This is a genomic window from Rufibacter roseolus (assembly GCF_017916365.1).
Classification (GTDB): Bacteria; Bacteroidota; Bacteroidia; order Cytophagales; family Hymenobacteraceae; genus Nibribacter; species Nibribacter roseolus.
Map to the genome: position 1 here is coordinate 1806115 of NZ_JAFMSU010000001.1, position 24789 is coordinate 1830903.

The 24789-nt window shown below is 52.9% G+C and carries 23 protein-coding genes; 14 read left to right on the forward strand and 9 right to left on the reverse strand.

The annotated features are described in order from the left end of the window. Positions 1 to 141: 141 nt before the first annotated feature. The 3 genes from J3P35_RS07100 to J3P35_RS07110 all read left to right on the forward strand — a co-directional run bounded on the left by J3P35_RS07100 (position 142) and on the right by J3P35_RS07110 (position 1812). Positions 142 to 1170: an LLM class flavin-dependent oxidoreductase gene (locus J3P35_RS07100; RefSeq protein WP_210463632.1), complete on the forward strand. Its 1029-nt coding sequence runs from the start codon at positions 142 to 144 to the stop codon at positions 1168 to 1170. Between the two features lie 121 nt (positions 1171 to 1291). Then, positions 1292 to 1513 carry a hypothetical protein gene (locus J3P35_RS07105; RefSeq protein WP_210463633.1) on the forward strand — a complete coding sequence of 74 codons (222 nt, stop codon included), beginning with the start codon at positions 1292 to 1294 and terminating at the stop codon, positions 1511 to 1513. 113 nt (positions 1514 to 1626) lie between these two features. Beyond that, the gene (locus J3P35_RS07110; RefSeq protein ID WP_210463634.1) at positions 1627 to 1812 is read left to right on the forward strand and encodes a hypothetical protein; all 186 of its coding nucleotides are present in this window, start codon (positions 1627 to 1629) and stop codon (positions 1810 to 1812) included. A 28-nt stretch (positions 1813 to 1840) separates the two neighbouring features. Here the strand turns inward: J3P35_RS07110 and J3P35_RS07115 are convergent, their stop codons facing one another. The 4 genes from J3P35_RS07115 to J3P35_RS07130 form a co-directional block, all read right to left on the reverse strand. After that, on the reverse strand, positions 1841 to 2599 hold the full coding sequence (locus tag J3P35_RS07115; RefSeq protein WP_246850010.1) for a DUF72 domain-containing protein: 759 nt from the start codon (positions 2597 to 2599) through the stop codon (positions 1841 to 1843). Positions 2600 to 2674: 75 nt separating this feature from the next. Beyond that, complete coding sequence (locus tag J3P35_RS07120) at positions 2675 to 3046, reverse strand: hypothetical protein (protein ID WP_210463635.1); 372 nt, start codon at positions 3044 to 3046, stop codon at positions 2675 to 2677. Then, positions 3019 to 3315, reverse strand: coding sequence for a TFIIB-type zinc ribbon-containing protein (locus J3P35_RS07125; protein WP_210463636.1), 297 nt, complete (start codon positions 3313 to 3315; stop codon positions 3019 to 3021). Before J3P35_RS07125 ends, J3P35_RS07120 begins: the two co-directional genes overlap by 28 nt. Continuing rightward, positions 3312 to 3845 carry a GAF domain-containing protein gene (locus J3P35_RS07130; protein WP_210463637.1) on the reverse strand — a complete coding sequence of 178 codons (534 nt, stop codon included), beginning with the start codon at positions 3843 to 3845 and terminating at the stop codon, positions 3312 to 3314. Before J3P35_RS07130 ends, J3P35_RS07125 begins: the two co-directional genes overlap by 4 nt. Before the next feature lie 378 nt (positions 3846 to 4223). Between J3P35_RS07130 and J3P35_RS07135 the strand changes: the two genes are divergently transcribed. From J3P35_RS07135 to J3P35_RS07175, 9 genes are all read left to right on the forward strand, one after another. After that, entirely contained in the window at positions 4224 to 5252 is a 1029-nt protein-coding gene (locus J3P35_RS07135; protein WP_210463638.1) for a quinone-dependent dihydroorotate dehydrogenase, read from the forward strand. An 84-nt stretch (positions 5253 to 5336) separates the two neighbouring features. Beyond that, positions 5337 to 8018, forward strand: a complete 2682-nt coding sequence (locus J3P35_RS07140; protein ID WP_210463639.1) for a DNA translocase FtsK — start codon at positions 5337 to 5339, stop codon at positions 8016 to 8018. A gap of 38 nt (positions 8019 to 8056) precedes the next feature. After that, positions 8057 to 8710 carry a LolA family protein gene (locus J3P35_RS07145; RefSeq protein ID WP_210463640.1) on the forward strand — a complete coding sequence of 218 codons (654 nt, stop codon included), beginning with the start codon at positions 8057 to 8059 and terminating at the stop codon, positions 8708 to 8710. 207 nt (positions 8711 to 8917) lie between these two features. After that, positions 8918 to 9748, forward strand: coding sequence for an orotidine-5'-phosphate decarboxylase (gene pyrF, locus J3P35_RS07150; RefSeq protein ID WP_210463641.1), 831 nt, complete (start codon positions 8918 to 8920; stop codon positions 9746 to 9748). Between the two features lie 153 nt (positions 9749 to 9901). After that, positions 9902 to 11203, forward strand: a complete 1302-nt coding sequence (locus tag J3P35_RS07155) for a DUF2851 family protein (protein WP_210463642.1) — start codon at positions 9902 to 9904, stop codon at positions 11201 to 11203. Next, the gene (locus J3P35_RS07160; protein WP_210463643.1) at positions 11200 to 12495 is read left to right on the forward strand and encodes a hypothetical protein; all 1296 of its coding nucleotides are present in this window, start codon (positions 11200 to 11202) and stop codon (positions 12493 to 12495) included. Before J3P35_RS07155 ends, J3P35_RS07160 begins: the two co-directional genes overlap by 4 nt. A gap of 171 nt (positions 12496 to 12666) precedes the next feature. Continuing rightward, complete coding sequence (locus J3P35_RS07165; RefSeq protein ID WP_210463644.1) at positions 12667 to 13299, forward strand: NeuD/PglB/VioB family sugar acetyltransferase; 633 nt, start codon at positions 12667 to 12669, stop codon at positions 13297 to 13299. Between the two features lie 221 nt (positions 13300 to 13520). Then, positions 13521 to 14489 carry an oxygen-dependent tRNA uridine(34) hydroxylase TrhO gene (gene trhO / locus J3P35_RS07170; protein ID WP_210463645.1) on the forward strand — a complete coding sequence of 323 codons (969 nt, stop codon included), beginning with the start codon at positions 13521 to 13523 and terminating at the stop codon, positions 14487 to 14489. 141 nt (positions 14490 to 14630) lie between these two features. Then, positions 14631 to 15497 (forward strand): nucleoside phosphorylase, encoded by an 867-nt coding sequence (locus tag J3P35_RS07175; RefSeq protein ID WP_210463646.1) that lies wholly within the window; start codon positions 14631 to 14633, stop codon positions 15495 to 15497. A 137-nt stretch (positions 15498 to 15634) separates the two neighbouring features. Here the strand turns inward: J3P35_RS07175 and J3P35_RS07180 are convergent, their stop codons facing one another. Next, positions 15635 to 15937, reverse strand: a complete 303-nt coding sequence (locus J3P35_RS07180) for a hypothetical protein (RefSeq protein ID WP_210463647.1) — start codon at positions 15935 to 15937, stop codon at positions 15635 to 15637. Positions 15938 to 16093: 156 nt separating this feature from the next. Then, the gene (locus tag J3P35_RS07185; protein ID WP_210463648.1) at positions 16094 to 17113 is read right to left on the reverse strand and encodes an acyl-CoA reductase; all 1020 of its coding nucleotides are present in this window, start codon (positions 17111 to 17113) and stop codon (positions 16094 to 16096) included. A gap of 123 nt (positions 17114 to 17236) precedes the next feature. Between J3P35_RS07185 and J3P35_RS07190 the strand changes: the two genes are divergently transcribed. Both J3P35_RS07190 and J3P35_RS07195 read left to right on the forward strand, forming a co-directional pair. After that, on the forward strand, positions 17237 to 17587 hold the full coding sequence (locus tag J3P35_RS07190; RefSeq protein WP_210463649.1) for a 4Fe-4S binding protein: 351 nt from the start codon (positions 17237 to 17239) through the stop codon (positions 17585 to 17587). A gap of 573 nt (positions 17588 to 18160) precedes the next feature. Beyond that, the gene (locus tag J3P35_RS07195; protein WP_210463650.1) at positions 18161 to 20794 is read left to right on the forward strand and encodes a valine--tRNA ligase; all 2634 of its coding nucleotides are present in this window, start codon (positions 18161 to 18163) and stop codon (positions 20792 to 20794) included. Between the two features lie 376 nt (positions 20795 to 21170). Here J3P35_RS07195 and J3P35_RS07200 read toward each other — a convergent pair whose 3' ends face one another. The 3 genes from J3P35_RS07200 to J3P35_RS07210 form a co-directional block, all read right to left on the reverse strand. Beyond that, on the reverse strand, positions 21171 to 21713 hold the full coding sequence (locus J3P35_RS07200; protein ID WP_210463651.1) for a hypothetical protein: 543 nt from the start codon (positions 21711 to 21713) through the stop codon (positions 21171 to 21173). Between the two features lie 207 nt (positions 21714 to 21920). Further along, positions 21921 to 23300, reverse strand: coding sequence for a dihydrolipoamide acetyltransferase family protein (locus tag J3P35_RS07205; RefSeq protein WP_210463652.1), 1380 nt, complete (start codon positions 23298 to 23300; stop codon positions 21921 to 21923). A 164-nt stretch (positions 23301 to 23464) separates the two neighbouring features. Beyond that, positions 23465 to 24727 (reverse strand): competence/damage-inducible protein A, encoded by a 1263-nt coding sequence (locus J3P35_RS07210; protein ID WP_210463653.1) that lies wholly within the window; start codon positions 24725 to 24727, stop codon positions 23465 to 23467. Positions 24728 to 24789 lie beyond the last annotated feature (62 nt).

Here is a 24789-nt window from a genome sequence, read left to right on the forward strand (position 1 = left end):
GCGGCAAAGGCTATGCTTACCTCAAGGATACTGCCAAGGTTTCACCGTTTTTGGGTCAGTTTACACAAATTGGCCGTAAAACAGAGGCAAAGCCCAATATCGGCATCCTTTGGAAGCCTCTTTGAAACCCAACCGACGCAGATGAAAGAAGCTAGAAAGATAAAATTGAGTGTGCTGGACCAGTCGCCGGTGCGGGAAGGCGGCACCGCCGAGCAGGCGCTGCAGGAAACGCTGGAACTGGCCAAACTGGCCGATAGATTGGGCTACACGCGCTATTGGGTATCTGAGCACCACAACTCCCTGGGCCTGGCGGGTCCATCACCGGAGGTATTGATTCCCTATCTGGCGGCGCATACGCAACATCTGCGCGTGGGCTCGGGCGGCGTAATGCTGCCCCACTACAGCGCTCTCAAGGTAGCCCAGAACTTCCGCCTACTTGAGGCCCTGTACCCCAACCGCATTGACCTGGGCATTGGCCGGGCTCCCGGCACCGACCGCAAAACCGCGGCCCTGCTCAATCCCTACAACCAATTCAACGAGCAGGATTTTGTGACGCAACTTATTGACCTGGACCGCTACCTGCAGGACGGTCTCAACGGCTCTGAGGCTGCCGAGGTGAAGGTGACACCCCGTTCAGCTACCACGCCGGAGTGCTGGCTATTGAGTTCCAGCGGCCAAAGCGGCGTGTTTGCGGCCCACTTCGGGATGGGTTTCTCTTTCGCACACTTCATCAATCCCAACGGCGGCCCTGAGATGATGCACAACTACCAGACCCGGTTCACGCCCTCGGCGATGCTCAAGAAACCTGCCGGTAACTTCGGGATCTTCGTGCTCTGCGCCGATACCGTGGAGAAAGCCGAGGAACTGCAGCTTTCCATGGACATGCTCATGCTGCACATCCGGCAAGGCAAAGCCGCCGGTGTGCCCTCACTGGAGAAAGCCAGAGCGTTCTATGAAGACCTGGAGGAAAGCGAACTGGCGCATATCCAATACAACCGCCAACGCATGGTAGCCGGTACCCCAGACCAGGTCAAAGCCAAACTAGACGCCCTGGCCGAAGCCTACAACGTGGACGAGATTGTGGTCGTCACCATCACCTATGACTTTAAAGATCGCCTGCGCAGCTATGAGCTGCTGGCACAAGCCTACGGGCTGGAGCCGCGGGGTTAGTTGGTGATTGTGAATTGCAAATGGTTGTTTCTGGGCTGTTTTTCAGAAGGGGGCAAGAAGATAATACAAGCGGTTCTGCCGCTATTCCGTAGCTTTGCCCCATTCACTAAGAATTGGTTCTATGGAGCAGCGGGTCATAACGGTTTTAAGCAGGGTGGAATACCCGAAGCCTGGCAACAACCAGATATCTTCCAACGATACCACCAGCCAGGTGGCGCAATTCCTGGAAAACGGGTTTGAGATACAGATGGTGTCTACCCAGTTGAGTCCCGGGGTAGACGAAGGGACCCGGCAAAACGCCATTTTGGCCACAACCTACCTGCTGGTCAGGCATTCTTCCTAAGGGAGAAGCGGCCGCAAAGGTTGGACAGATCAATACTGGGACCTGAGGAAGTCTTTTTTCCCTGGCAGAAAAGATATTCCGGTGAAGTCCCTAGGTTATCCGTATCTTTAAAGATGATGGAAAATCTATATCCCCAGGGCTCAGCCGTATTCGCCAAAGTAAATCCTACCGTAAGGTTAACCATAAGACGGTACGCCAAACGCGTGTATTACTGCACGGTGGCGGACAAACCCTCTCACCCCGATCTGGTGTACTATGAACGGGAACTTGTGCCACCCATCGGCGCAACGCAAGCATAAGAGAACGCAGCTAACGGCCTAAAAACTGTTAGCTGTTTTTTTTTACCAGTTCCTGCAGCCTGATGGCGTTGAAAGGCGCGTGGCTCCCAATGTCATTATCAAAATACACAAACACATCTTTGCCTTGATCAGCCCAGGTGCGGCAATGGGTCGCCCAGTGCTGTAGTGTCTCTTCTGAGTAGCTTCCGGCGTATTTTCCCTCGGGGCCGTGGAGGCGCACGTACACGAAATCGGCGGTGACTTCCAGGGGCGAAAGGTGGCCGCCCAGGTCATAGATGCAGAAAGCGCAGTTGTATTGCTCCAGCAAAGCGTTTACGTCGGGATGGTACCAGCTTTGGTCCCGGAACTCAAAGGTATAGCGGTGATAGGGCGGCAGGGCTTTGAGGAAATTCTGAAATCTTTCCAGGTTCAGCTTCCAGGCCGGTGGCAACTGAAACAAAATGGGGCCTAACTTTTCCTCTAGCGCCTGCGCATTGCCTAGGAACTGCGCCAGGCTCTGCTGCGGGTCCTTCAGCTTTTTCATGTGCGTGATAAACCGGCTGGCCTTCACGGCGAACAGGAAATCTGGGGGCACGCTGGTGCGCCAGGCGGCAAAGGTCTCTGCGGAGGGCAGCCGGTAAAAGGAGTTGTTGATCTCCACCGTCCGGAAGAAGCGGAGGTAATACTCGGTGAACTGCTTGGCGGTGACGCCCGGCGGGTAGAAATTGCCTTTCCAATGGTTGTAATGCCAACCCGAGGTGCCGATGTAAATAGTGCCTTTTTCCTGCATTGCCCTACTTATACGCAAGCGTGCGGGCAGGTTAGGAAAGCTGCAGCGTTTGGAGCGGCTTTTTGGGAAATCGGGCCTAAAGTAGGTGGAGGCTTATTTGTTCAGGAACCGATGGAAAAACCAGCCGCCTATGGCATAGAGGGCCCCATCCAGCAGATCACCGGTATAGCGCGGCATGAATCGGGGTAAGATCAGTTCGAAGACCAGGGAGACATACACCACCACAAACCCGATGTGATATTTGGTGAACCGTACCTGCGGGCCGTACAGCATCCGCATCAGAAACAAGGTGACCGTGAGCAGGAGAGGTAGGCAGAGGAGGTCATCCAGGTAAAACCGGATCCAGTAGGCCCGGGGCAATTGAAGCCAAGCTATGGTGCGGTGCGCGAGGTAAATGGCAGCCAGCGCGCAGAACAAGGGCGAAAAAGTAGCCCAGTTTAACCGGCCAACAACGCTAGAAGCCATAGAATAAAGGAGACGATGCTGACAAAGGCTATCTGGAAGCCCAAACCGATGCTTTTGTAAAACTTGGTGAAAGGCGGGTCTTTGGGATCAATCTGGATAAATTCTACCGTGAAGTGCTTTTTCTCTTCGGCCTGCCGCGCTACCTGAGCCTGCTGTCGGTCAAAGGCTCCTGGGTCCAGCAAACCCTGGCAATGTTCGCACCGGTCTGTGGCGTTGTGGTGCCAGCCAGACCATTGGCCGCAATGGGGACATTTCTTGCTTGCACTCATGCGGTGGCCTGGGGAGCAAGTCTTTCCAGGAGAGACTCCAGCGAGGGGGAAAGAATGGTGAGCAGTAATTCCAAAAGGTGTGGGTTTGGGAGTGATTTCTTATGCAACAGTGCCACTACACCCATCAGTTCATCAGAGGAGTTCATAAATGGTGCCCCAAAGTAACTGTCAATCCCGTACTCCCGCAAATAATTATCCATTGGAAAGCGGTCTTTCACCCCCGAGGCAAAATACAGCACCCCGTGGCGGGTCACATTGGCACAGGGCGTGCCCTCTATGGGGTAAGAGGCATTTACCGGAAGCACCTGTCCCTGGTGTAGAATGCGCAGAATCTTCATGTCGTCCCCCGTGCCGGATTTCTGGCAAATCATGATCACATCGGCGGCGGAGTGCTGGTACAGAAACAAAAGCACCTCAGATACATAGGAGGCCTGGTTCACGTTCTGGCTCAGCAGGACCGCGGTATCCAATACCACTTTGTCGTCAGCGGTCCAGACAACCTCTAATCTGGGGTTCCAAGTCTCAATCATCTTCAAGCCGTTTAGGTACGCTTTCAGAAAAGCAAAAGCCGTGCCTTTCAAGCGATTTTCCTTTGAATAAGGGCCTGAAAAATCAAGTATAAAACGAGGTCCGGCAAGGAGGGTCCAAGGTCTGGTAGAGGTTCTCCCGAATAGTCCTAAAAGTGTTGTTCCATCGTTTTAAAGCCATTTTCAGGAAAATAGCCCTAAAGCAGTGCTTCGGGTTAGTATCTGGCCAAGGAAAGGGAAGAGGTTTGAATAAGTTAAGTCCAACTACTCTGGATTTGGTCTTGTTTTGGAATTTGGGGCAGAAAGCGCCGGGGCAGATAAGCGCATTTAATTGAAGGCGGTAGCAGGCTATTTTTTATCTTTGCCTAAACCACTTTTGCCGTGTACAAAAAAATCATCCGTCCGTTACTTTTTCAGTTAGACCCCGAGCAGGTGCACCACCTTACCACCTCCGCGCTGAAGACCGGTTTTCAGCTGCCGCTGGCCAAATCCATCAGCCGGAGCGTGTTCCAGGTTTCAGATAAACGGCTGGAAAGAAAAGTCTTCGGGCTTACCTTCCCTAACCCGGTGGGTTTAGCGGCTGGTTTTGACAAAGACGCCCGCATGATTGACGAGTATGCCGAGCTGGGTTTCGGGTTCATTGAGATTGGCACGCTTACGCCCAAGGCGCAGACGGGCAACCCCAGGCCGCGTCTGTTCCGCCTGCCGCAGGACGGCGCCATCATCAACCGCATGGGCTTCAACAACGAGGGCGTGGACCAGGCCGTGGAGCGGCTGCGCAGCCGCAAGAGCAACGTGATCGTGGGCGGCAACATCGGCAAGAACAAGGTCACCCCCAATGAGCAGGCCCTACAGGATTACCTCTACTGTTTTGATGCCCTGTATGACGTGGTAGATTATTTTGTGGTGAACGTGAGCTCGCCCAATACGCCTGATCTGCGTGCGTTACAGGAAAAAGAGCCGCTGCGTGATCTGTTGAGCAACCTGCAGAACCGCAATCAGGGCAAAGCCAGGCCTAAACCCCTGCTCTTGAAAATAGCGCCAGACCTGAACCAGGCGCAGCTGGATGATATTGTGGAAATAGCGGCCCAGACCCAGCTTTCCGGCGTCATCGGGACCAATACCACCATCAGTCGGGAAGGGCTGCAGACCTCGGGCCAGAAAATTACTGAGATTGGGGCTGGCGGGCTGAGCGGAAAACCTCTGACCAGCGCCTCTACCCAGGTCATCCGCTACCTGCGGCAGCAACTGCCCCAGGAGATCAGGATTGTGGGCGTGGGCGGCATCATGACACCCGAGGACGCGCTGGAGAAACTTTCGGCCGGGGCCGATTTGGTACAATTATACACCGGTTTCATTTACGAGGGCCCCGGATTGATCAGGCAGATTAATGAGCGGTTACTCAGGTAAATACTATATTTTGAAAACCATATACTGGTAATTTGTTCAAGGCTTATTGAACGGAATAGTGTAGATTTGAAGTTTGGAGACAGCATGGCAACGAACACATATAAACGGGATGTAGGGACTGGTCCGCGGCCTAAGAATGCGCCCAGGATTCAGAATGAACCTAAGGGAAAGAGTGAGAGCAGAGCCCCCAAAGAGGCCAAACCCAGAAAGTCGCTTCCCAAACCCCAGTTATCCTTCAACTTTCTAAAAGACCGTCGGCTGCAGCTGTTCATCGGGTTTTTCTTCCTGCTTTCCTCGCTGTACCTCACCATCGCGTTTGTCTCCTTCCTGTTCACCGGCACCGCCGACCAGAGCATTGTGGAGTCAGTGACGCCCGAGGAAATGAAAGCTGCCGGGCTGGAGTCTGAGAACTGGCTGGGCCTGTTTGGCGCCTGGATCTCAGATTACTTCATCAACCGCTGGTTCGGGGTCGCCTCGTTTTTCTTTGTGCCGGTGGTGTTCTACATCGGCTATAAAATCGTTTTCCGGCGCACGGCCATCACCCTTTCCTCGGTGGTGACTTTGTGCCTTTTCGGATTGCTGTGGGGCTGCGTAACGGCCGGCTACCTGGTGCTCCTGTACCAGGCCACTGATACCTATGGCTTTATGAGCGGTGGCATCGGTTATGAGACCGCCCTGTGGCTGCAAAGCCTTTTGGGCTGGGGGACCGGCCTTCTGATGGGTTTTGCGCTCATTGCCTTTGTCATGTTCTTCTTCAATATCACCACGCTGGGCCGCCCAAGATTCCCTAAAACAGAGACAGCGGCTCCTGCGCCTGCCATGGCGGCTGTGGCCAGACCAGAAACCGGCGTGTACGCTTCGCCCTCTGCGGGCATGAACCACCTTACCAATCCCAGCGGCACCTTTGAGCAAGAGGAAGAACCCGCGTTTCCGGCCCCTTTTCTGGTAAAACAGGACGAACCGGAAGAAGAGGAGGAGGATTTTGACGACGAGCAATCACAGGACGAAGAGTTCTATGATGACCAGGACGACGAGGAATTTGAGGACGAAGAAGTAGAAGAGCCGCAGGAAGATTTGTTCACTGTGAATGAATTGCCGGTGACACCAAGAGCCTCCGTGCCGCTAGCGTCTGTGCCGCTGGCCCTGGAAGTAGAGCAGGACGATGTACTGCTGGAAGAACCAGAGGAGGAAGTAGAGCTGGACATTGCTAACCTGGCGCCTTTGGAAGAGGAAGTGGACAACCTGGAGGTGAGCGAGAACTATGATCCCACCCTAGATTTGCCGCGCTACCAATACCCGTCTATTGACCTGCTCACAGATTACGGCGTGGCGAAGGTGCAGGTAACCAAGGAAGAACTGGAAGCGAACAAAGACCGCATTGTAGAGACGCTTGGTAACTATAACATCGGTATCGCCAGCATCAAAGCCACCATCGGGCCAACCGTGACGCTGTACGAGATCGTGCCGGAGGCCGGTGTGCGCATCTCTAAGATCAAGAGTCTGGAAGATGATATCGCGTTGAGTTTGGCCGCCCTTGGAATCCGGATCATTGCGCCCATTCCGGGTAAAGGAACCATTGGTATTGAGGTGCCGAACAAGAAAAAGGAGATGGTGCCTATCAAGGCCATCCTGAGCACTGAGAAGTTTATGAAGAGCGAGATGGAACTGCCCATCGCCTTCGGTAAAACCATCACCAACGAGGTCTTCATCACGGATTTGGCCAAAATGCCCCACTTGCTTATGGCGGGTGCCACCGGTCAGGGTAAATCGGTGGGTCTGAATGCGATCCTAACTTCGCTGTTGTACAAGCGCCATCCTTCGCAGTTGAAGTTTGTGCTGGTAGACCCTAAAAAGGTGGAATTGTCCTTGTTCAACAAGATTGAGCGCCACTTCCTGGCCAAACTCCCCGATACCGACGAGGCCATCATCACCGACACCAAGAAAGTGGTGAACACACTGAACTCGCTCTGTATGGAGATGGACCAGCGCTATGATCTGCTCAAGGACGCCGGTTGCCGCAACCTGAAGGAGTACAACCTCAAGTTTGTGGAACGCCGCCTGAACCCCAAGAAAGGCCATAAGTTCATGCCGTACATCGTGCTGGTAATTGACGAGTTAGCCGACTTGATGATGACCGCCGGAAAAGAGGTGGAAACGCCTATCGCGCGTCTGGCGCAGCTGGCCCGCGCCATCGGGATTCACCTGGTGGTGGCCACCCAGCGTCCATCAGTGAACGTGATCACGGGTATCATCAAGGCCAACTTTCCGGCGCGTATCTCTTTCAAAGTAACGTCTAAGATTGACTCCCGCACCATTCTGGACACCGGCGGCGCCGACCAGTTGATTGGTCAGGGGGATATGCTGTTTTCCCTAGGCTCAGACCTGATTCGCGTACAATGCGCGTTCGTGGATACCCCGGAAGTAGATAGAATTTGTGATTTCATTGGTGAGCAGCAAGGGTATTCAGATGCCTATCTGCTGCCTGAGTTCCTGGGCGATGAGAGTGGCAACGAGAAAGCCGAGTTTGACCCCAGCAACAAAGATGCGATGTTTGAAGAGGCCGCCCGTATTGTGGTTACGCACCAGCAGGGCAGTACCTCCTTGCTGCAGCGCCGCCTGAAACTGGGTTATAACCGGGCTGGCCGTCTGATTGACCAATTGGAAGCCGCCGGCGTGGTGGGGCCGTTTGAAGGCAGCAAGGCGCGTGAAGTTTTAATTCCGGATGAATACAGTTTGGAACAGTTATTGAATAACATGCAACCGTAAGCAAACAATTGCAGTTACCTTAACTTAAAAAAAGACCCATGAAACGATACTTTTCATTTCTGCTCGCCCTGCTGACGGTGGTTCAGATTGCCCAGGCGCAGAATGTGCAGAAAGACCCCCAGGCAGAGAAGATTCTGGATGCCATGAGCAAGAAATACCAGGCCATGAACGCCTTCAAGGTAGGGTTCACCCAAACCATTGAAAGCCCATCCGCCAAAGCAAAAGAATCTATCAACGGCGATATCACCGTTTCCGGAAACAAATACCGTCTGGCCGTAGCCGGGCAGGAAATCATCAACAACGGCGCCACCATTTGGACCATCATGAAGAAAGAGGGTGAGGTCACCATCTCTGACAACGACCCGGATGAGCAGGAACTCACGCCCAACCAAATCTACTCGCTTTACAAGAAAGGCTACCGCTACGTGTATGCCGGCGAGGAGAAAGAAGGCGGTGAGGCCGTGCACGTGATTGACCTTTCCCCTGAGGACCGCGACAACCAGGTATTCAAGGTACGGCTGCACATCAGCAAAAAGGACAATACCCTGAAATCCTGGAAGATGTTCCGCAAGAACGGCAACCGCTACACCTACAAAATCAACAAATTCACGGCCAATACCCCGGTAGACGCCAATACCTTCGTGTTCAACAGGGCCAAATACAAAGGCTTGAAAGTGGTGGACCTTAGATAGTATCTCGTAGCAAGTATCACGATGTTAAAAGGCTCCTGCTGAAAAGCGGGGGCCTTCTTCGTTTTAGGGCTTTTTTCCGGATAATGACGCCTAAACGGAATGTAGAATTAACTTCCTTGAGAAAGGAAGCAGTTTCCATTTTTTGCCTCTTTTCCCAAAAACAATAAGAAAACACTTTAGCTTTGTGCCAACCTACTGTTTTGCCTCATGACCAGACAAGAACTTTTTGAACAGATCCAGCGCAAACGGTCTTACCTATGCATTGGGCTGGATACGGACATCAAGAAGATACCGCCGCACCTGCTCCAACTGGAAGACCCCATCTTTGAGTTCAACCGCCAGATCATTGAAGCCACCCAAGACCTGTGCGTGGCCTATAAACCCAACATTGCGTTTTATGAGGCGCACGGCCCCAAGGGCTGGGTGAGCCTGGAGCGTACCCTGAGCGTCATCCCGAAGGATGTTTTCACCATCGCCGATGCCAAGCGCGGTGACATTGGCAATACCTCTGAGCTTTACGCCCGCGCCTTCTTTGACCAACTGAGCTTTGACTCATTGACGGTGGCCCCGTACATGGGCATAGATTCCGTGACGCCGTTCCTGCAGTTCCCTAACAAATGGGTCATTTTGCTGGCGCTCACCTCTAACCCCGGCCATGACGATTTCCAGATGCTGAGCGTGGTTTCTGAGGGCAAATCCTACTTCATGTTTGAGAAAGTCATCCAGAACAGCCAGGCCTGGGCCACCGCCGATAACATGATGTACGTCATAGGGGCCACCCGCCACGATTACATTGAACGCGTGCGCGAACTGGCTCCCGATCATTTCCTGTTGGTGCCTGGCGTAGGTGCCCAGGGTGGAGATTTGGGCGAGGTTTCCCGCTACGGCATGAACAAACAGTGCGGCCTCTTGGTGAACTCGGCCCGCCAGATTATTTACGCCTCCCAGGGCGAGGATTTCGCGGAGAAAGCCCGAGCCGCGGCCCTGGCTGTGCAGCAAGAAATGGACCGTTACCTGAACGAGTACCTGCCGAAGTAAACATTTTTAAGATATGCGGCTCCGCTGGTTTGTTTTAGGGCTGATCTTAGGGAAACGGCTTAAAATCAGCGGAGTAACAGTATCAACCGGAACAGCCTTTGGAATCTTTCTGCGTATGTACATAGATGGTTTGAAAGGCTGTTCCGGTTTTCTATGAAAGAGGATTTCCTGCACTACATCTGGCGCTACCAGTATTTCCGGAAGGAGCAGTTACGCACTTCGGCGGGAGAGGAGTTGCTGATTTTGCACCCTGGCTTTTACAACCGCTCAGATGCCGGCCCCGACTTCTCCGGTGCCCGCCTCAAAATAGGGGATACAGAATGGGTGGGCAGCGTGGAGATTCACATGAAAGCCTCGGACTGGCGCCGCCACCAGCACCAGTATGACGACAAGTACAACCAGGTGATTCTGCATGTGGTCTGGGAAGACGAGGAAATGGTGTGGCGGGAGGAGGGCACCCCTATGCCCACCTTGGAACTCCAAGGCAGGATAGCCTTGCCCCTGCAGGCAAAGTACCAGGAACTGACCTGGAGCAAAGAGGAAATTCCCTGTGCCGCCCAGGCCATACAGGTTGACCGCATTTTCAAATCCGCGATGATGGACCGCACCTTGCTGGAGCGGCTGGAGGCCAAAGCAAACCTGGTTCTGGAACGATTAGAACAGAACCGCCAGGATTGGGAAAGCACCGTGTACCAGACCTTGGCAGCAGGGTTCGGTTTCAAAGTGAACCAGGAAGGTTTTTTGCGGCTCACCCGGGTACTTCCCCTGAACCTGGTAAACCGCTACCGGTCTTCTCCCAAACAGCTGGAGGCATTGGTGTTCGGGCAAGCGGGTATGTTGGAGAAAAAGGAAGAGCAGGAGCCCGAAACGTATTTGCTGGATTTGGCAAAAGAATACCGTTACCTGGCCCAAAAACATTCCCTGCCTGAGCCATTACCCCCTGCCGCCTGGAATTATCTCCGGCTCAGGCCCTCCAATTTCCCGGCGGTAAGATTGGGGCAGTTGTTGGCGGTACTCCAATCGCAGTCGCATCTTTGGTCTGGCATGGTGGCTTGCGAAACCAAAGAAGATTACCTCCGCTTCTTCCGGCAAGAACCCCCATCTTATTGGCAGCAGCATTACGCTCCCGGCAGACCATCGGCGCAGACATTTGGCACCATCGGGGAGGAAAGCATCCAGGGGCTACTCATCAATGTGGTAGCGCCTTTGTTGGTAGCCTACAGCCGCCGCATGGACAACGTAGCCTACCAGGAGAAAGCAGTCGGTTTGCTGGAATGCCTGGGCAGAGAGCAGAACAAAGTTACCCGCTTGTACACCCATCTTGGTTTTCCGCATACCTGCGCCGGAGACTCTCAGGCCTTACTGAGCCTGTACCAAACATACTGCGCTCCCCGGAAATGCGTACATTGCGTCATCGGGCACCGCCTGATGAAACAGAACTTCCCTACTGCATGAACCTTCAGCACTGGCTGCACTTGCCGGTTTTCCTCTTCCTTGTTTACCTGCTTAGGCGCCAGGCGCGACACACCGAGGGGCTGCAAACCTTCTTTTGGGCTGGGTTGGCTTTGAAGTTGGTAGCGGGGCTGCTGTTGGGGTACCTGTATCTGGAGTATTATGGCGGAGGGGATACCTGGGGGTTCCACAAACAGGCCAAAGCGGTAAAGGAAGCGGCAGAGTTTAATGGAAACCAGTATCTCCGGTTGTTATTGTTCAATGAAAAAGGAGACCTCCCCATTGGGTTTACCAAATGGCCCCAATACTCCAACTCATTCTTCTTTGTAAAACTGCTAAGCCTACTTTATTTCCTAACGGGCAGTTCTTATTGGGCCAGCAGCTTGTACCTTTCCTTGTTGAGTTTCTGGGGCTGTTGGTTTTTGGTTCAGCAGCTGCAAAAGCATTATCCGGCATACGGTACCTCAGCCGCAGTAGTGTTTTTGTTCTTCCCTTCAGTGGTGTTCTGGACCAGCGGGGTTACGAAAGATTCGCTGTTCATAGGAAGTCTTTGCTTTACGGTTGGCCTGTTCCTGCAGCTCTATAAAACCAACAATGCTTCTGTAGCGGTGAAAAGGTCTATCCTGCACCTGCCTTCCATTTACCTGCTATGGCGGATAAAATTCTTCCTGGCAGCTGTGCTGATGGTGCTGCTTGGGGCACTTTTGGTCACCAAATGGGTAGCTAAGCGGTATCCTCAACTTCATTCCCGACCAAGGCAATGGATGCTGTGGGCTGGGATTCTAAGCATTGGAGCCTTTATAGCTTCCTTCGCGCACCCTACGTTCAACCTGAGTTTTTTTGTCCGGCACATTCTCTGGAACTACAAGAATATTGTGGCGGCTTCAGGTCATGATAGTCTGCTGTTGTCATTCCCGCATTTACAGCCAACCCTGTGGTCAGTAGTCGTGCACGCGCCATCGGCCGTGTTCCAGATGCTCACCAGACCTTTTCTTTGGGAGCCTGCTCCGTTGTTCTACAAATTGGCGGCGGCAGAGAACCTGTTGTTGTGTCTGCTGACCTTGCTAACCATTGTCCATGTGGTGCGGCACAGAAAATTGCCGAAGCTGCCTTCTTTTCTGGCGGTGTTGCTGGGATTCTTCTTTATCTCGGCAGTGCTGGTGACACTGCCCACGCCCAATCTAGGGTCTTTGCACCGCTACCGGGCGCCGCTGTTGCCTTTCTTTTTCCTGGTAGTGGTGGCCTGGGGACCATTGGCTGTTTTGCTGGATAAAGTGCTCAGGCGCCGGGGCTGACCTATTCCGTTTCTTTGCCTATTTTTGCAGGCGCATCCGTTTTGAGCTCGATTTCTTTGAATTGGGCTTAAAATGGAAACTATCAAGCGCCCTTTCAGAATAGAGAGGGAAGTGCAATCGGTTTTCTGGGGGAGGTACCCGTATAAAACCCCAATTAACGTAAAGAAGCTTATGCAAAATCCCGTTATCATATTAGGTGCCCAGGAACTGGGTGTATTGGCGCTGGATGCCTTCCAGAGCAACGATGTTGTGGTGTATTGTTTTCTGGATGACCAGGTGGCCCTGCAGCAGAAAGAGGTGAATGAGATCACCGTCATGGGCAACACCGAGGATGAGAACATCCTCAAGCTTTTGGGCAAGAAGTGCGATGTGTTCGTTGCCGCTGAGGATTCCGCCGCTCGCAAGAGCCTGACCAAAATGCTCAAAGAAGATTACAAAGTGGTGCCGGTGAATGCCATCCATAAATTCAGCTATGTTTCTGAGCATGCCTGGCTGGGCCACGGAAACTTCATCCAGGCCGGGGCCATCGTGAACTCCAACGCCAAGGTGGGGGATAACTGCATCATAGGCTCGCGTGCGGTGGTAGAAGCCAACGCTGTTCTGGAAGACCACGTGCAACTGGGATCGGGTGCCATGGTAAACACCGGGGTGACCATCGCCGAGGGAGCCTTTATTGGAACCGGTGCCGTGATTGTGTCTGGCGTGAAGATTGGCAAAAACGCGCGCGTGGGCGCCGGGGCAGTGGTAGTAGCCGATGTGGCTGCAAAGCAAACCGTTTTCGGGAACCCAGCCAAGCCTGTTTAAGGAAGACTTTAGGCGCTGGATTCTGGCGTAAGTCTACTATAGTCCTGATAAAAAAGACTCAGAACTAAAGACTCAGAACTCAGGACTGAAAAGGTCATTTTCTGTTTCCGGGCTGTTTTCCTTAAATTCGCACCAAAACAGAAAAGCTGTTGTTCATTAGCACATCAGCACCTTAAACCATTAGCACAATCAACTTTACACTTAGTCTGAAACTAAGCCGTATGAAAAAGTACAGTATCCTACTCTATTACCACTACACCAAGATTGAAGACCCCGAGTTGTTCCGCGAGGAGCACCATCTGCTGTGTCTTAACCTGAATTTATTGGGCCGCATCATTGTCGCTCCGGAAGGATTGAACGGAACCGTTTCTGGCCTGGTGGAAGACTGCGAAGCCTACATGGCCGCCGTAAAGGCAGACCCTCGCTTTGAGGGTATCGACTTCAAGGTGGACTATGCGGATGACCACGCCTTCACCAAACTGCACGTGCGTCACAAACCCGAGATCGTGCATGCCGGCCTGCGCAACATTGACCCCACTGAACGGACTGGCGTACACCTTTCGCCGCAGGAGTTCAGGGAGATGAAAGACCAGGAAGACGTGGTGGTGCTGGATGTGCGCTCGGACTACGAGCACAGCATGGGCAAATTCAAAAACGCCGTCACACTGGACATTGAGAATTTCCGGGAGTTCCCTGAAAAGATTGACGAGCTGAAGGAGAAGTACGAAGGCAAGAAAATCCTGACGTACTGCACCGGCGGCATCAAATGCGAGAAAGCCAGCGCGTTCCTGCTGGAGAAAGGCTTTGAGAACGTGTACCAGTTGCACGGCGGCATCATTAAATATGGCATGGAAGCCGGCGGCGAGGACTTCGAGGGCAAATGCTACGTGTTTGACAACCGCGTGGCCGTGGATGTGAACACTGTGAACCCGGTGGTGATTTCCCGCTGCCACGTGTGCGACACGCCTTCAGCCCGGATGGTGAACTGCGCCAATCCGCACTGCAACCTGCACGTGCCCATTTGCGAGAGCTGCGGCACTAAAATGGACGGCGCCTGCTCAACCACCTGCCAGGGACACCCCGACAAACGCCCGTATGATGGTACCGGCTATTACCAGAAAAACACGAACGGCTACAACCCGTACAAAGGCTTGAACCGCCGCAAAACGGAGGCACCAAAAGCCGTTTAAGCTATAAGCATTTTAAAAGGAAAGGCGCCGCCAGTTGCTGCAAGGCAACCAGGCGGCGCCTTCTTTATTTACCTTCGACGAGCCCCCCAAAAGGCACGCCACTAGATTGAAGCTCCATTTTCCACCTAAAACTATGAAACCATGGCCCGTATCCCAGAATCTGAATTAATCCTGAACGCCGATGGCAGCATCTATCACCTGAACCTGCTGCCTGAGCAGATCTCAGATACCATCATCACGGTAGGTGACCAGGACCGCGTGGCCCGCGTGAGTCGCCATTTTGATTCCATTGAGGTGGAGGTGGCCAAGCGCGAATTTGTGACCCATACGGGCTATTACAAAGGCAAACGGATCTCGGTGGTGTCTACCGGCATCGGGACGGATAACATTGACATCGTGATGAACGAGCTGGATGCCCTGGTGAACATTGATTTCGTGAGCCGCGAGCCGCTGGAGCATGAGGACCGCATCTCCCTCAAGATTGTGCGTATTGGTACCTCCGGCGCCTTGCAGGAGGATGTGCCGCTGGGCAGTCATCTGGCTACGGAGTATGCTTTGGGTTTGGACACGCTCATGCAGTTCTACCCGCTCATGGAAACTGGTTACGAGACCGAAATCGCGGTGAATATGCAGCTGGCACTAGGCATTGGTTTTCTGCCGTACTGCGCCAAAGGCTCAGACATCCTGCGGGAGCAGATTGCGGGGAGTGACATGCTCCACGGAAACACCATCACCTGTCCGGGTTTCTATGGCCCCCAAGGCCGATTACTGCGCCTGCAACCAAAAATTGAAGAGGTGATCCAGAAACTGAACGCCTTTAGGTTTGAGGATGTGCGGTTTACCAACTTCGAGATGGAGACCGCCGGTATTTACAGCCTGGGCCGTTTGCTGGGTCATGAAGTCCTTTCTCTCAACGCCATTGTGGCCAACCGGATTACCCACCAGTTCGCCCCTAACGTAGACCAGGTGATTGATGACCTCATTGTGAAGGTTTTGGACCGCATTTAACAAAAAGAGCCTAAAAACGCCTCGGCCTTTGGTTTGTACCAAAGGCCGAGGCGTTTTTAGGCTTTAATAATGTGAGCAGGGCAAAGCCGCCCATTAGGAGCGGTTTACTCCTGAGTTTGAAGTCGTCAGGCCGATTACTAGAAGAATTCCACCCCTAAAATTGCGTGGGTGGGCAAAGTGACGCCAGACTTGATAGTGGTGAATTCCTTATCAGCTTGCCAGATGGTAGTCTGTACCCTCAGAACCTCACCGGAGGCCACCTGGAAGGTGATTTCCACTTTCCCGTGGTAGCCATTACCCAGGCGGCTGGCCCGTTCCAAATCAACTTGACGTCTTACTTTAGATTCTTTATCCGACAAAACATCTTGAGTGCCGAACTGTAATTGCGGGATGCTTTCCTTCTCAATAAGCTGGTAATGGAGCACGGTGTTATTTTCCATGGTACGCGTGTTTGGTGTTAGTCTGTGGACCAATGAAGAAAGAATTTCTTACATCTACAAACGGTATTTAACACAATAAGTCTATGAAAAAACAGTTAACCATACCCAAAATGGTGTTTTAAGGCGGTTTTCTGGAAAATAGCCTTAAAATATTTTTTACAGGCTCTTCAGGAATTCCATGGTGTCCACGCCATCGGCGTAATCGCTTACTGACGGGCATTGCGCCTGTCCGAAAGCGTAGCTGTTGGGCCAGAGCGCCTCCTGCGAAACCACGCACTGCAGCTTCTCCTGGATGGTTTCCAGTTTCTGTTCCAGGTCCTGGTTGCTGGCATACGTCTCATAGAACAGCACCGAAATAGGGGAGACCAGCTGCTGACTTTCGGTCACCATCAGGAAACCGTTGTCCAGGTGCGGCACGCCGTTGACCAGGTAAATAGACTTGTTGTAGTCGTAGTTGTTCTGGTACTTGTGGTGGTTCACTACCTCTTTCTTGTATTCCATGGCCTCAAAGAACGGGGTGAAGTCATACTCAGCGGGCACAAACGCCTTGGCCACGTTGCGGCAGCCCAGGCCGTAGTAGCGCAGAATGTCATCGCCTAGGGCGGTCAGTTCTTCTTTTGTCTCTTTCCCGGTGAGCACGGCCACGCTGGTGCGGTTCTTTCTGATGATGTGCGGACGCTTGGCAAAGTAGTATTCAAAGTAGCGGGCGGTGTTGTCTGAGCCTGTGGCAATGATGGCATCTGATTCCTTCAGCATCATCACCAGTTGAATCTGCTCCTGAAAGCCGGGCTCAATCTCCACCAGTTTGTTCAGAAGGTGCGGAAGCAGAAACGAATCCTCGGAGCTGGGTTTGGCCTGAAGGATGTGGCCGGCCAACAGAATGCACAGCGCGTCATGGAAACCCACGGCCGGAATATTGCCTGCCATCACCACGCCTACTTTCTTAGGCGCTTCGTTCAACTGGGGCAAATCATAGCGCGCTACCCAGGCAGTCAGTTGGTCTTCCTCCAGCATGCTGGCAATGCCATCCAATGCCGCCGAAACATTGGGCAGGTCAAAGAAGTTATTGAGTTGGCCCGCCCGGCGGGCCAGGTATTCGCGTTCCTCCAGCGGTAAGTGCCGTAGGTAATCGCCTAATTTTATGAATGCGGAAAGTCTGTTTTCTAAAGTTAGCATGAAGGGGTAACAGTGGATGCGTGAGAAACGTTTGATACAATGCGTGCTACGTATTACTTTTGCGCGCAGAATGGCGTACCTATATTGGTGCAAAATTACTAAAAAGAAACAGGAGATACGATTATGGCGATAATGATCACGGATGAGTGTATCAACTGCGGCGCATGTGAGCCGGAGTGCCCCAACACTGCTATCTATGAAGGTGGCGTACAGTGGACGTGGGGAGATGGTACATCTCTGACCCAGGTAGAGATTGACGGTGGAGTAGTGGTAGACGGCAAAGCCCCGCAACCCCCCATCTCTGATGAATTCTATTACATAGTCTCTGACAAGTGCACCGAGTGCTGCGGTTTCCATGAGGAGCCCCAGTGCGCTGCGGTCTGCCCCGTAGACTGCTGCGTCGATGACCCGGATTACCGCGAGACCGAGGAAGCCTTGTTAGCCAAGAAAGAGTGGTTGCACGCCGCAAGCTAGTCTTTCCTTAAAAGCTATTCAGGAACCCGCCTCGTGCGGGTTTTTTGTTGTCTGGCGTTCTAAGGCTGTTTTAGGCAAAATAAGCACAAACCGTTTTTCGGTATTTTCGCTGGCGCGAGCCTCCGGCTCGTGTCCTGACGCATTGCTGAACCCTTTCCCAGTTTGTCATCCTGAAAGGAACTTGCGAGCAAACAGTAATAGCGCCTGCTCTCATGTCTTTTGAGTCCACCTATAAGGTCTTTCTAAGATGACAAAAGTGTGGAGTCCTTAGAGATATACCAGAGTGACAAATTTCTTTAGGAGAGCCAAAGATATTCAGCAATACGAGCGGGACGCTCGCGCCAGCGGAAGAAAACCTCGTAGTCTCCGAAAGTTCTACGAGTGTCTCAACTGGCTCCGTTTCTACCCTATTTTTCTGAAAACCGTCTGAAATCAGGAGCTTTCCCGCAGAGCTCAACCAATAACTGATAACTCACATCGGCTAATTTGCTATTTTTGCAGGTACACGTGACATGTGCCGGTTCTGCCATCATAGCACATCAGCACATTCAACACATTAGCATAGTATCTAAGATGTCGATTCCGAAGACCTATAACCCCAAAGAAGTAGAAGACAAGTGGTACGCCACATGGCTGGAGCGCGGCTTTTTCAAGTCCAAACCAAACCCTAGAAAGCAGCCCTACACCGTGGTGATTCCGCCGCCCAACGTAACGGGCGTGCTCCACATGGGCCACATGCTCAACAACACCATCCAGGATGTGCTGGTACGCCGCGCCCGTATGCAAGGAAAAGAGGCTTGCTGGGTACCGGGCACGGACCATGCGTCCATTGCAACAGAGGCGAGGGTAGTAGCCATGCTCAAGGAAAAAGGCATCAGCAAAAGTGACCTTACCCGCGAGGAATTTCTAGAGCACGCTTTTGAGTGGAAGGAGAAATACGGCGGTATCATTCTGGAGCAGCTGAAGAAACTGGGCGCCTCCTGCGACTGGGACCGCACCCGTTTCACCATGGAGCCCGCCCTCACCGATGCCGTTATCCAGGTATTTGTGGACCTGTACCGCAAAGGGCAGATCTACCGCGGCGTACGCATGGTAAACTGGGACCCCCAAGGGATGACCGCGCTGTCTGACGAGGAAGTAAACTTCAAGCAGGTAAACGGCAAACTGTACTACCTGCATTATGCCATAGAAGGCTCTGACGAAGTGTTGACCGTAGCCACCAAACGCCCCGAGACCATCATGGGTGACGTAGCCATCTGCGTGCACCCCGAGGACGAGCGCTATAAGCACCTGGCAGGCAAAAAGGCCATTATTCCATTGGTGAACCGCGCCATTCCCATCATCTTTGACGAATACGTAGACCGCGAGTTCGGAACCGGGGTATTGAAAGTAACGCCGGCGCACGATATTAATGACTACGAACTGGGCCAGAAGCACAACCTGCCCAGCATAGATGTATTGAACGACAACGGAACCATCCATGAGCGCGCCGGCCTCTACGTAGGCGAGGACCGCTTTGTGGTGCGTAAGAAAATCACGAAGGATTTGGATGCCCAGGGGCTGTTGGAGAAAGTGGAAGACTCTGTGTCTAACGTTGGTTTCTCAGAGCGTACCGATGCCGTGATTGAGCCCAAGCTGTCTATGCAGTGGTGGTGCAAAATGGACCAAATGGCCAAGCCGGCCCTGGAGAACGTGATGAACGATACTATCAAGCTGCATCCGGCCAAGTTCAAGAACATGTACCGTTCCTGGATGGAAAACGTGCATGACTGGTGTATCTCGCGCCAATTGTGGTGGGGACAGCAGATTCCTGCCTATTATCTGCCAGATGGTACCTTTGTAGTGGCCCGCACTGCTGAGGAAGCTTTGGAGGAAGCCCGTGCCAAAACCGGAAACCCAGAACTGCAATTGACAGACCTGCGTCAGGACGAAGACGTGCTGGATACCTGGTTCTCTTCGTGGCTGTGGCCAATCTCGGTGTTTGACGGTTTCAAAGACCCGGATAACGCCGATATCCTGTATTATTACCCTACCAATGACCTGGTTACTGCCCCTGAGATTTTGTTCTTCTGGGTAGCCCGTATGATTATGGCCGGGTACGAGTTCCGCAAGGAGTTGCCGTTCCAGAACGTGTATCTCACCGGTATCGTGCGTGATGCGCAGGGCCGCAAAATGTCCAAGTCGTTGGGTAACTCTCCAGACCCGCTGAACCTCATTGAGCAATATGGTGCCGATGGCGTTCGGGCGGGTATGCTCTTCAGCTCACCAGCCGGTAACGACCTGTTGTTTGACGAGAAGCTTTGCGAGCAGGGCCGTAACTTCAGCAACAAAATCTGGAACGCCTTCCGCCTCATCAACGGTTGGGAAGTAGACGAGACTTTGCCAAATCCGAACGAGAAAGCCATCAAGTGGTTCGACTCCAAGTTCAACGAGGCGTTGAACGTGCTGGAAGACCACTTTGACAAGTTCCGGATTTCGGATGCCTTGCTTACGGTCTACAAACTGGTATGGGATGATTTCTGCTCCAATTACCTGGAGATGATTAAACCAGCCTTCGGTTCACCAATTGATGCGGCTACGTTGCAGGCCACCTATGAGTTCCTAGAGAAACTAATGAAAGTGCTGCATCCGTTCATGCCGTTCATCACCGAGGAAATCTGGAACACCATGAAGGCCCGTTCGCCTAAAGATTGCCTGGTAGTAGCTTCCTGGCCAGAGAAAGGTAGAATTGAACCAGATTTGCTAAAACAGACCGAATACGTACTCAACGTGGTTGGCCAAATCCGGAACCAGCGGAACAGCAAAAACATATCACCCGCCAAAAAGCTGTCGCTCTATGTTCGCTTGGCCGAAGGCAAAAGCGCCATCGCGGGTTACGAAACACTGGTAAGCAAATTGGCGAACCTCAGCGAGATTCAGGAAACAGAGCAGCCACTGGACAACGCCTTGTCCTTCGTGGTGGAAAGCGCTGAGTTCTTCATCCCGATGGAGGGTAACATTGACGCCGCCGCTGAACGCGAACGCATCCTGAAGGAGCTGGATTACACCAAAGGCTTCCTGGCCAGCGTAGCGAAAAAGCTGAGCAACGAGCGTTTCGTGAGCGGAGCCCCGGAAGCGGTGATCAACGCAGAACGCAAAAAGCAATCAGACGCCGAAGCCAAAATCGCCGCCCTGGAGCAAAGCTTAGCTGCGCTTCCAACTGAATAAATTTGATATCTGATAAACATAAAAACGGCTGCTCTACTAAGGGCAGCCGTTTTTATGTTTATAGGTTATAAGTAGTTTAAAGTTACCATGATCTGTAAAGGCAATAGCTAAGCACAGACTCTCCCCTTGAGGGGAGATAAAGAGGGTGTTTACACAGGAGAGCACGCATTGCTGATTTACATTACCTTGTCACCCTTAGCTATCTTTTCTTTTCCGGATATCTAACTTCTTACAGTTGGGAACGCCATGATCAGCAGGTGTAAACACCCTCTACGCTCCCCTCAAGGGGATAATCAGCTCGTAGTTGATACACTCGGAATTGGGATCAATCTTGATTTCTTTTCTGACCTATTTTCTAAAAAACAGCCCTAAAACACTACAAGGTAGAAGAGTCTAACCTAGTCCAGGTAATGGCGCCGTTGTTCACGGCGTAACGTAGGAGCAGGTAACCGCCGTTGTGGCCGTCCTCAAAGTAGGCGAGGGCGTGGCGGTCGTTGAGGATTCTCACGTCCTGGATGGCCATGGTGCCGCCGGCCGTGCCAGTGGTGGGGAGCAGGGATTTCTGCTTGCGCATCAAATCGTTCATGAGGTCGGCCTCGGGGTTCTTAAGCCCCTTGTTTTTCAGGCGTTGCACCTCACCTTCGCTCAACGTGCCGATCTCCTCCTCAAATGAGGTAGACTCCGGTGGGGTGACTTTCTCCTCAGCCTCTGAGGGGATGGTATCGGGTTGGGTAGACTGGGTAGGCACGCGGGGTTCAGCGGGAACGTTGTGGGTATAGCGGCGGACCTGCTGCTCCAGGTTGGTGATTTTCTCGTTGGCCATGGCCAGTTGGCTCTCGGCCTGGCTTTGCTTCCAGTAGAAGAAGATGGCCAGGAACAACAGAAAGGCGATAACCAGCAGTAAAAGGGCGTTTTTCATAAATCAGGAACGGATAAGGTCGGGTTGAACCTCGGTAAGATAAGACTTTTACTATATTCTGCAGAGGTGGGTTGTGCTTTTCTGTTTCAGGGCTGTTTTTACCAAATCGGGCTTAAAACAAAGGGCATGAAAAAGCCCCTCCTGAACAGGAGAGGCTTTTTATACAGAGAGATCATTTTCAAATCTCCCAATCTACAAATCTTCAAATTAGATGCTGGTATTCGGGTCGAAGGCTTCCAGGTAATCGGCTACGCGACGCACGAACATGCCACCCAGGGAACCATCTACCACGCGGTGGTCATAGGAGTGCGACAGGAACATGAACTGACGGATCCCGATCAAGTCGCCCTCAGGCGTCTCAATCACGGCAGGCTTCTTCTTGATGGCACCCACGGCCATGATAGCCACCTGCGGCTGCATGATGATAGGCGTACCCATCACGTTGCCAAAAGAACCTACGTTGGAAATAGTGTAGGTAGGATCAGCCAGATCTGCCGGAGTCAGTTTGTTGATGCGGGCGCGGTTGGCCAAATCGTTCAGGCGCTTAGAGATGCCGTTCAGGTTCATCTGGTCAGCGTTGTGGATCACGGGCACAATCAGGTTTCCGGAAGGCAAAGCCACGGCCACCCCTATGTTGATGTCGCGCTTTTTGATGATTTTATCGCCGTCTACGCTTACGTTGATCATCGGGAAGTCTTTGATGGCTTTCACGATGGCCTCGATGAAGATAGGCGTGAAAGTGAGGTTCTCGCCTTCGCGTTTCTTGTAAGCGTCTTTGGTTTTGTTCCGCCAGTTCACAATGTTGGTCACATCGGCCTCAACAAAGGAAGTCACGTGCGGAGAGATACGCTTGCTGTCTACCATACGCTGGGAGATCATCTTGCGCATGCGATCCATCTCAATAATCTCTACGTTGCCGCTGTAAGACTGGGCCGGAGCTGTAGAAACCTGGGCCGCAGGGGCTACCGGAACAGCCTGTGGTTGCGGAGCGGCTTGCGGTTGCGGAGCCTGTACCTGAGGCGCTGGCGCTGCGGCTGGTTGGGCAGCAGGTGCCGTGCCGTTCTGGCGACTGGCTACATAATCAAGGATATCTTTTTTAGACACGCGGCCTTCTTTGCCGGTACCCGGAATGTACTCCAGTTCCTGCATGCCAATGCCTTCTTCACGGGCGATGTTGAGCACCAGCGGAGAGTAGAAACGGCCGGAGGCGGGTTGCTCCAGGCGCTGGGTAGCATGGGCCGCAGCTTGCGGTGCTTCGACAGCTTGTGCTACCGGGGCTGCGCTGGCCTGGGCTACTGCAGGGGCTTCCTGCTGGGCCGGAGCCGAGGTGGCAGGCTGGTCATCGCCGCCGGTGCTGATGATGGCGATAGGTGCGCCTACGGCTACTACCTGGCCCTCTTGTACCAGAATCTCCTGCAGCACGCCGCCCTGGATGGCAGGCACCTCGGTGTCTACTTTATCAGTGGCTACTTCCAGAACAGACTCGTCTTGCTCAATGGTATCACCTACTTGCTTCAACCATTTCAGCACGGTGCCTTCCATGATACTTTCGCCCATTTTGGGCATCACCATTTCTACAAGAGCCATAGATAAGAGTATGTCAGTTTTTTTGGGTTATTGAGATCAGAATACCGCAGTCAGGACAGGGAGCCGGTTGGTGCAATGTTACAGAAAAACAGCGAATAATCACTGGAAAGCCGTAAGCGGTTCTCGGAACCTAACTGTTGTTAGGCAAATTTAGGCTTTTTTGTTTATTCCTCAACCCGCCGGCGTAAACTTTGCCTTACCAGGTCCAGGACTTGCAGCGAGGTGTACTCAATATTGAGCAGGCGGGTTTTGTTGTAGCTGATCTTGCGGGCCACGGTTTGGTGGGCATCGGCGTAGGCGATCCAGATGGTGCCCACGGGTTTATCAGGAGTGCCGCCGTCTGGCCCGGCAATGCCACTGGTAGAAATCCCTATGTGGGTTTTCAGAAGTTTGCGCACGCCTTCTGCCATGGCGCGTACGGTTTCCTCGCTCACGGCGCCATGGTTTTCCAGTGTCTCGGCAGGTACTCCTAGCTGGGCTTTCTTGACCTCGTTGCTGTATGCTACCACGCTGCCCAGAAAATACGCCGAACTGCCGGGTACGCTGGTGAGTTTATGGGCCACTAGGCCACCGGTGCAGCTCTCGGCGGTGGCAATAGTGAGGTTCTGCTCTTTCAGGAGTTGTCCGATGGCTTCCTCCAAGCTGACTTCGCCGTAGGCAAAGATGTGGTCTGGGATGAGCGCGGTTAGCTTGTCTACCTGTGCCTGAAGTTGGGCTTCCAGGTCTTGCCCGTTCTCAGAAAACCCGGTGAGGCGCAGGCGCACGCCGGCAAGGTAGGGCAAATACGCCAGCTTAAGGTTAGCCGGCAGGTTGTCTTCCCAATCGGCAATCGTCTCTGCCAGAAAAGACTCTCCAATCCCGATGGTCTGTACTACTTTATGGATAATCTGCGGCAGGGCAAAATGCTGTTGCAAATAGGGCAGTACCGTATCAGTAACCATGCGCTTCATCTCAAACGGCACGCCCGGCATAGACACAATTACGGTGTCCTGCTCCTGGAACAGCATGCCCGGCGCGGTGCCCAGCACATTGCGGATGGGCGTGCACGTAGCCGGCAGAAACGCCTGTTGGCGGTTCACTTCCAGCATGGGCCGGTTAAAGCGTTTGAAGATGCCTTCCACATCGTCCAGCGAAGGTTGGTGCAGTTGCAGATCGGTGTTGAAGTAGCGGGCCAGCGTGTGCTTGGTGAGGTCGTCTTTGGTGGGGCCCAAGCCGCCGGTGATGAGTACCACATCGGCGCGGGAGATGGCTTGGGTGAGGGCTTCCGTAATAGCGTCTGGGTTGTCTGAGATGCTGGTAATCTGCTTTACCCTGATGCCTATTTTACCCAGTTCCTGCCCCAACCAGGCAGAGTTGGTGTCTATCACCTGACCATACAGCAGCTCATCGCCGATGGTCATGATTTCTGCCGATATTTCCTTTTTCATTTATTTGGCTTGATTTATGCGTATGCCCTTTCAGACCATCGTTGATCAAAAGTAATAAACAT

Bases quoted from the DNA above. Each gene is read 5' to 3' on its own strand.
- J3P35_RS07145 (WP_210463640.1), top strand. From the start codon at position 8,057: ATGAAACGATACTTTTCATTTCTGCTCGCCCTGCTGACGGTGGTTCAG.
- J3P35_RS07185 (WP_210463648.1), bottom strand. From the start codon at position 17,113: ATGCTAACTTTAGAAAACAGACTTTCCGCATTCATAAAATTAGGCGAT.
- J3P35_RS07205 (WP_210463652.1), bottom strand. From the start codon at position 23,300: ATGGCTCTTGTAGAAATGGTGATGCCCAAAATGGGCGAAAGTATCATG.
- J3P35_RS07100 (WP_210463632.1), top strand. From the start codon at position 142: ATGAAAGAAGCTAGAAAGATAAAATTGAGTGTGCTGGACCAGTCGCCG.
- J3P35_RS07190 (WP_210463649.1), top strand. From the start codon at position 17,237: ATGGCGATAATGATCACGGATGAGTGTATCAACTGCGGCGCATGTGAG.
- J3P35_RS07165 (WP_210463644.1), top strand. From the start codon at position 12,667: ATGCAAAATCCCGTTATCATATTAGGTGCCCAGGAACTGGGTGTATTG.
- J3P35_RS07210 (WP_210463653.1), bottom strand. From the start codon at position 24,727: ATGAAAAAGGAAATATCGGCAGAAATCATGACCATCGGCGATGAGCTG.
- J3P35_RS07200 (WP_210463651.1), bottom strand. From the start codon at position 21,713: ATGAAAAACGCCCTTTTACTGCTGGTTATCGCCTTTCTGTTGTTCCTG.
- J3P35_RS07160 (WP_210463643.1), top strand. From the start codon at position 11,200: ATGAACCTTCAGCACTGGCTGCACTTGCCGGTTTTCCTCTTCCTTGTT.
- J3P35_RS07195 (WP_210463650.1), top strand. From the start codon at position 18,161: ATGTCGATTCCGAAGACCTATAACCCCAAAGAAGTAGAAGACAAGTGG.
- J3P35_RS07175 (WP_210463646.1), top strand. From the start codon at position 14,631: ATGGCCCGTATCCCAGAATCTGAATTAATCCTGAACGCCGATGGCAGC.
- pyrF (WP_210463641.1), top strand. From the start codon at position 8,918: ATGACCAGACAAGAACTTTTTGAACAGATCCAGCGCAAACGGTCTTAC.
- J3P35_RS07155 (WP_210463642.1), top strand. From the start codon at position 9,902: ATGAAAGAGGATTTCCTGCACTACATCTGGCGCTACCAGTATTTCCGG.
- J3P35_RS07130 (WP_210463637.1), bottom strand. From the start codon at position 3,845: ATGATTGAGACTTGGAACCCCAGATTAGAGGTTGTCTGGACCGCTGAC.
- J3P35_RS07110 (WP_210463634.1), top strand. From the start codon at position 1,627: ATGATGGAAAATCTATATCCCCAGGGCTCAGCCGTATTCGCCAAAGTA.
- J3P35_RS07125 (WP_210463636.1), bottom strand. From the start codon at position 3,315: ATGAGTGCAAGCAAGAAATGTCCCCATTGCGGCCAATGGTCTGGCTGG.
- trhO (WP_210463645.1), top strand. From the start codon at position 13,521: ATGAAAAAGTACAGTATCCTACTCTATTACCACTACACCAAGATTGAA.
- J3P35_RS07105 (WP_210463633.1), top strand. From the start codon at position 1,292: ATGGAGCAGCGGGTCATAACGGTTTTAAGCAGGGTGGAATACCCGAAG.
- J3P35_RS07140 (WP_210463639.1), top strand. From the start codon at position 5,337: ATGGCAACGAACACATATAAACGGGATGTAGGGACTGGTCCGCGGCCT.
- J3P35_RS07180 (WP_210463647.1), bottom strand. From the start codon at position 15,937: ATGGAAAATAACACCGTGCTCCATTACCAGCTTATTGAGAAGGAAAGC.
- J3P35_RS07120 (WP_210463635.1), bottom strand. From the start codon at position 3,046: ATGGCTTCTAGCGTTGTTGGCCGGTTAAACTGGGCTACTTTTTCGCCC.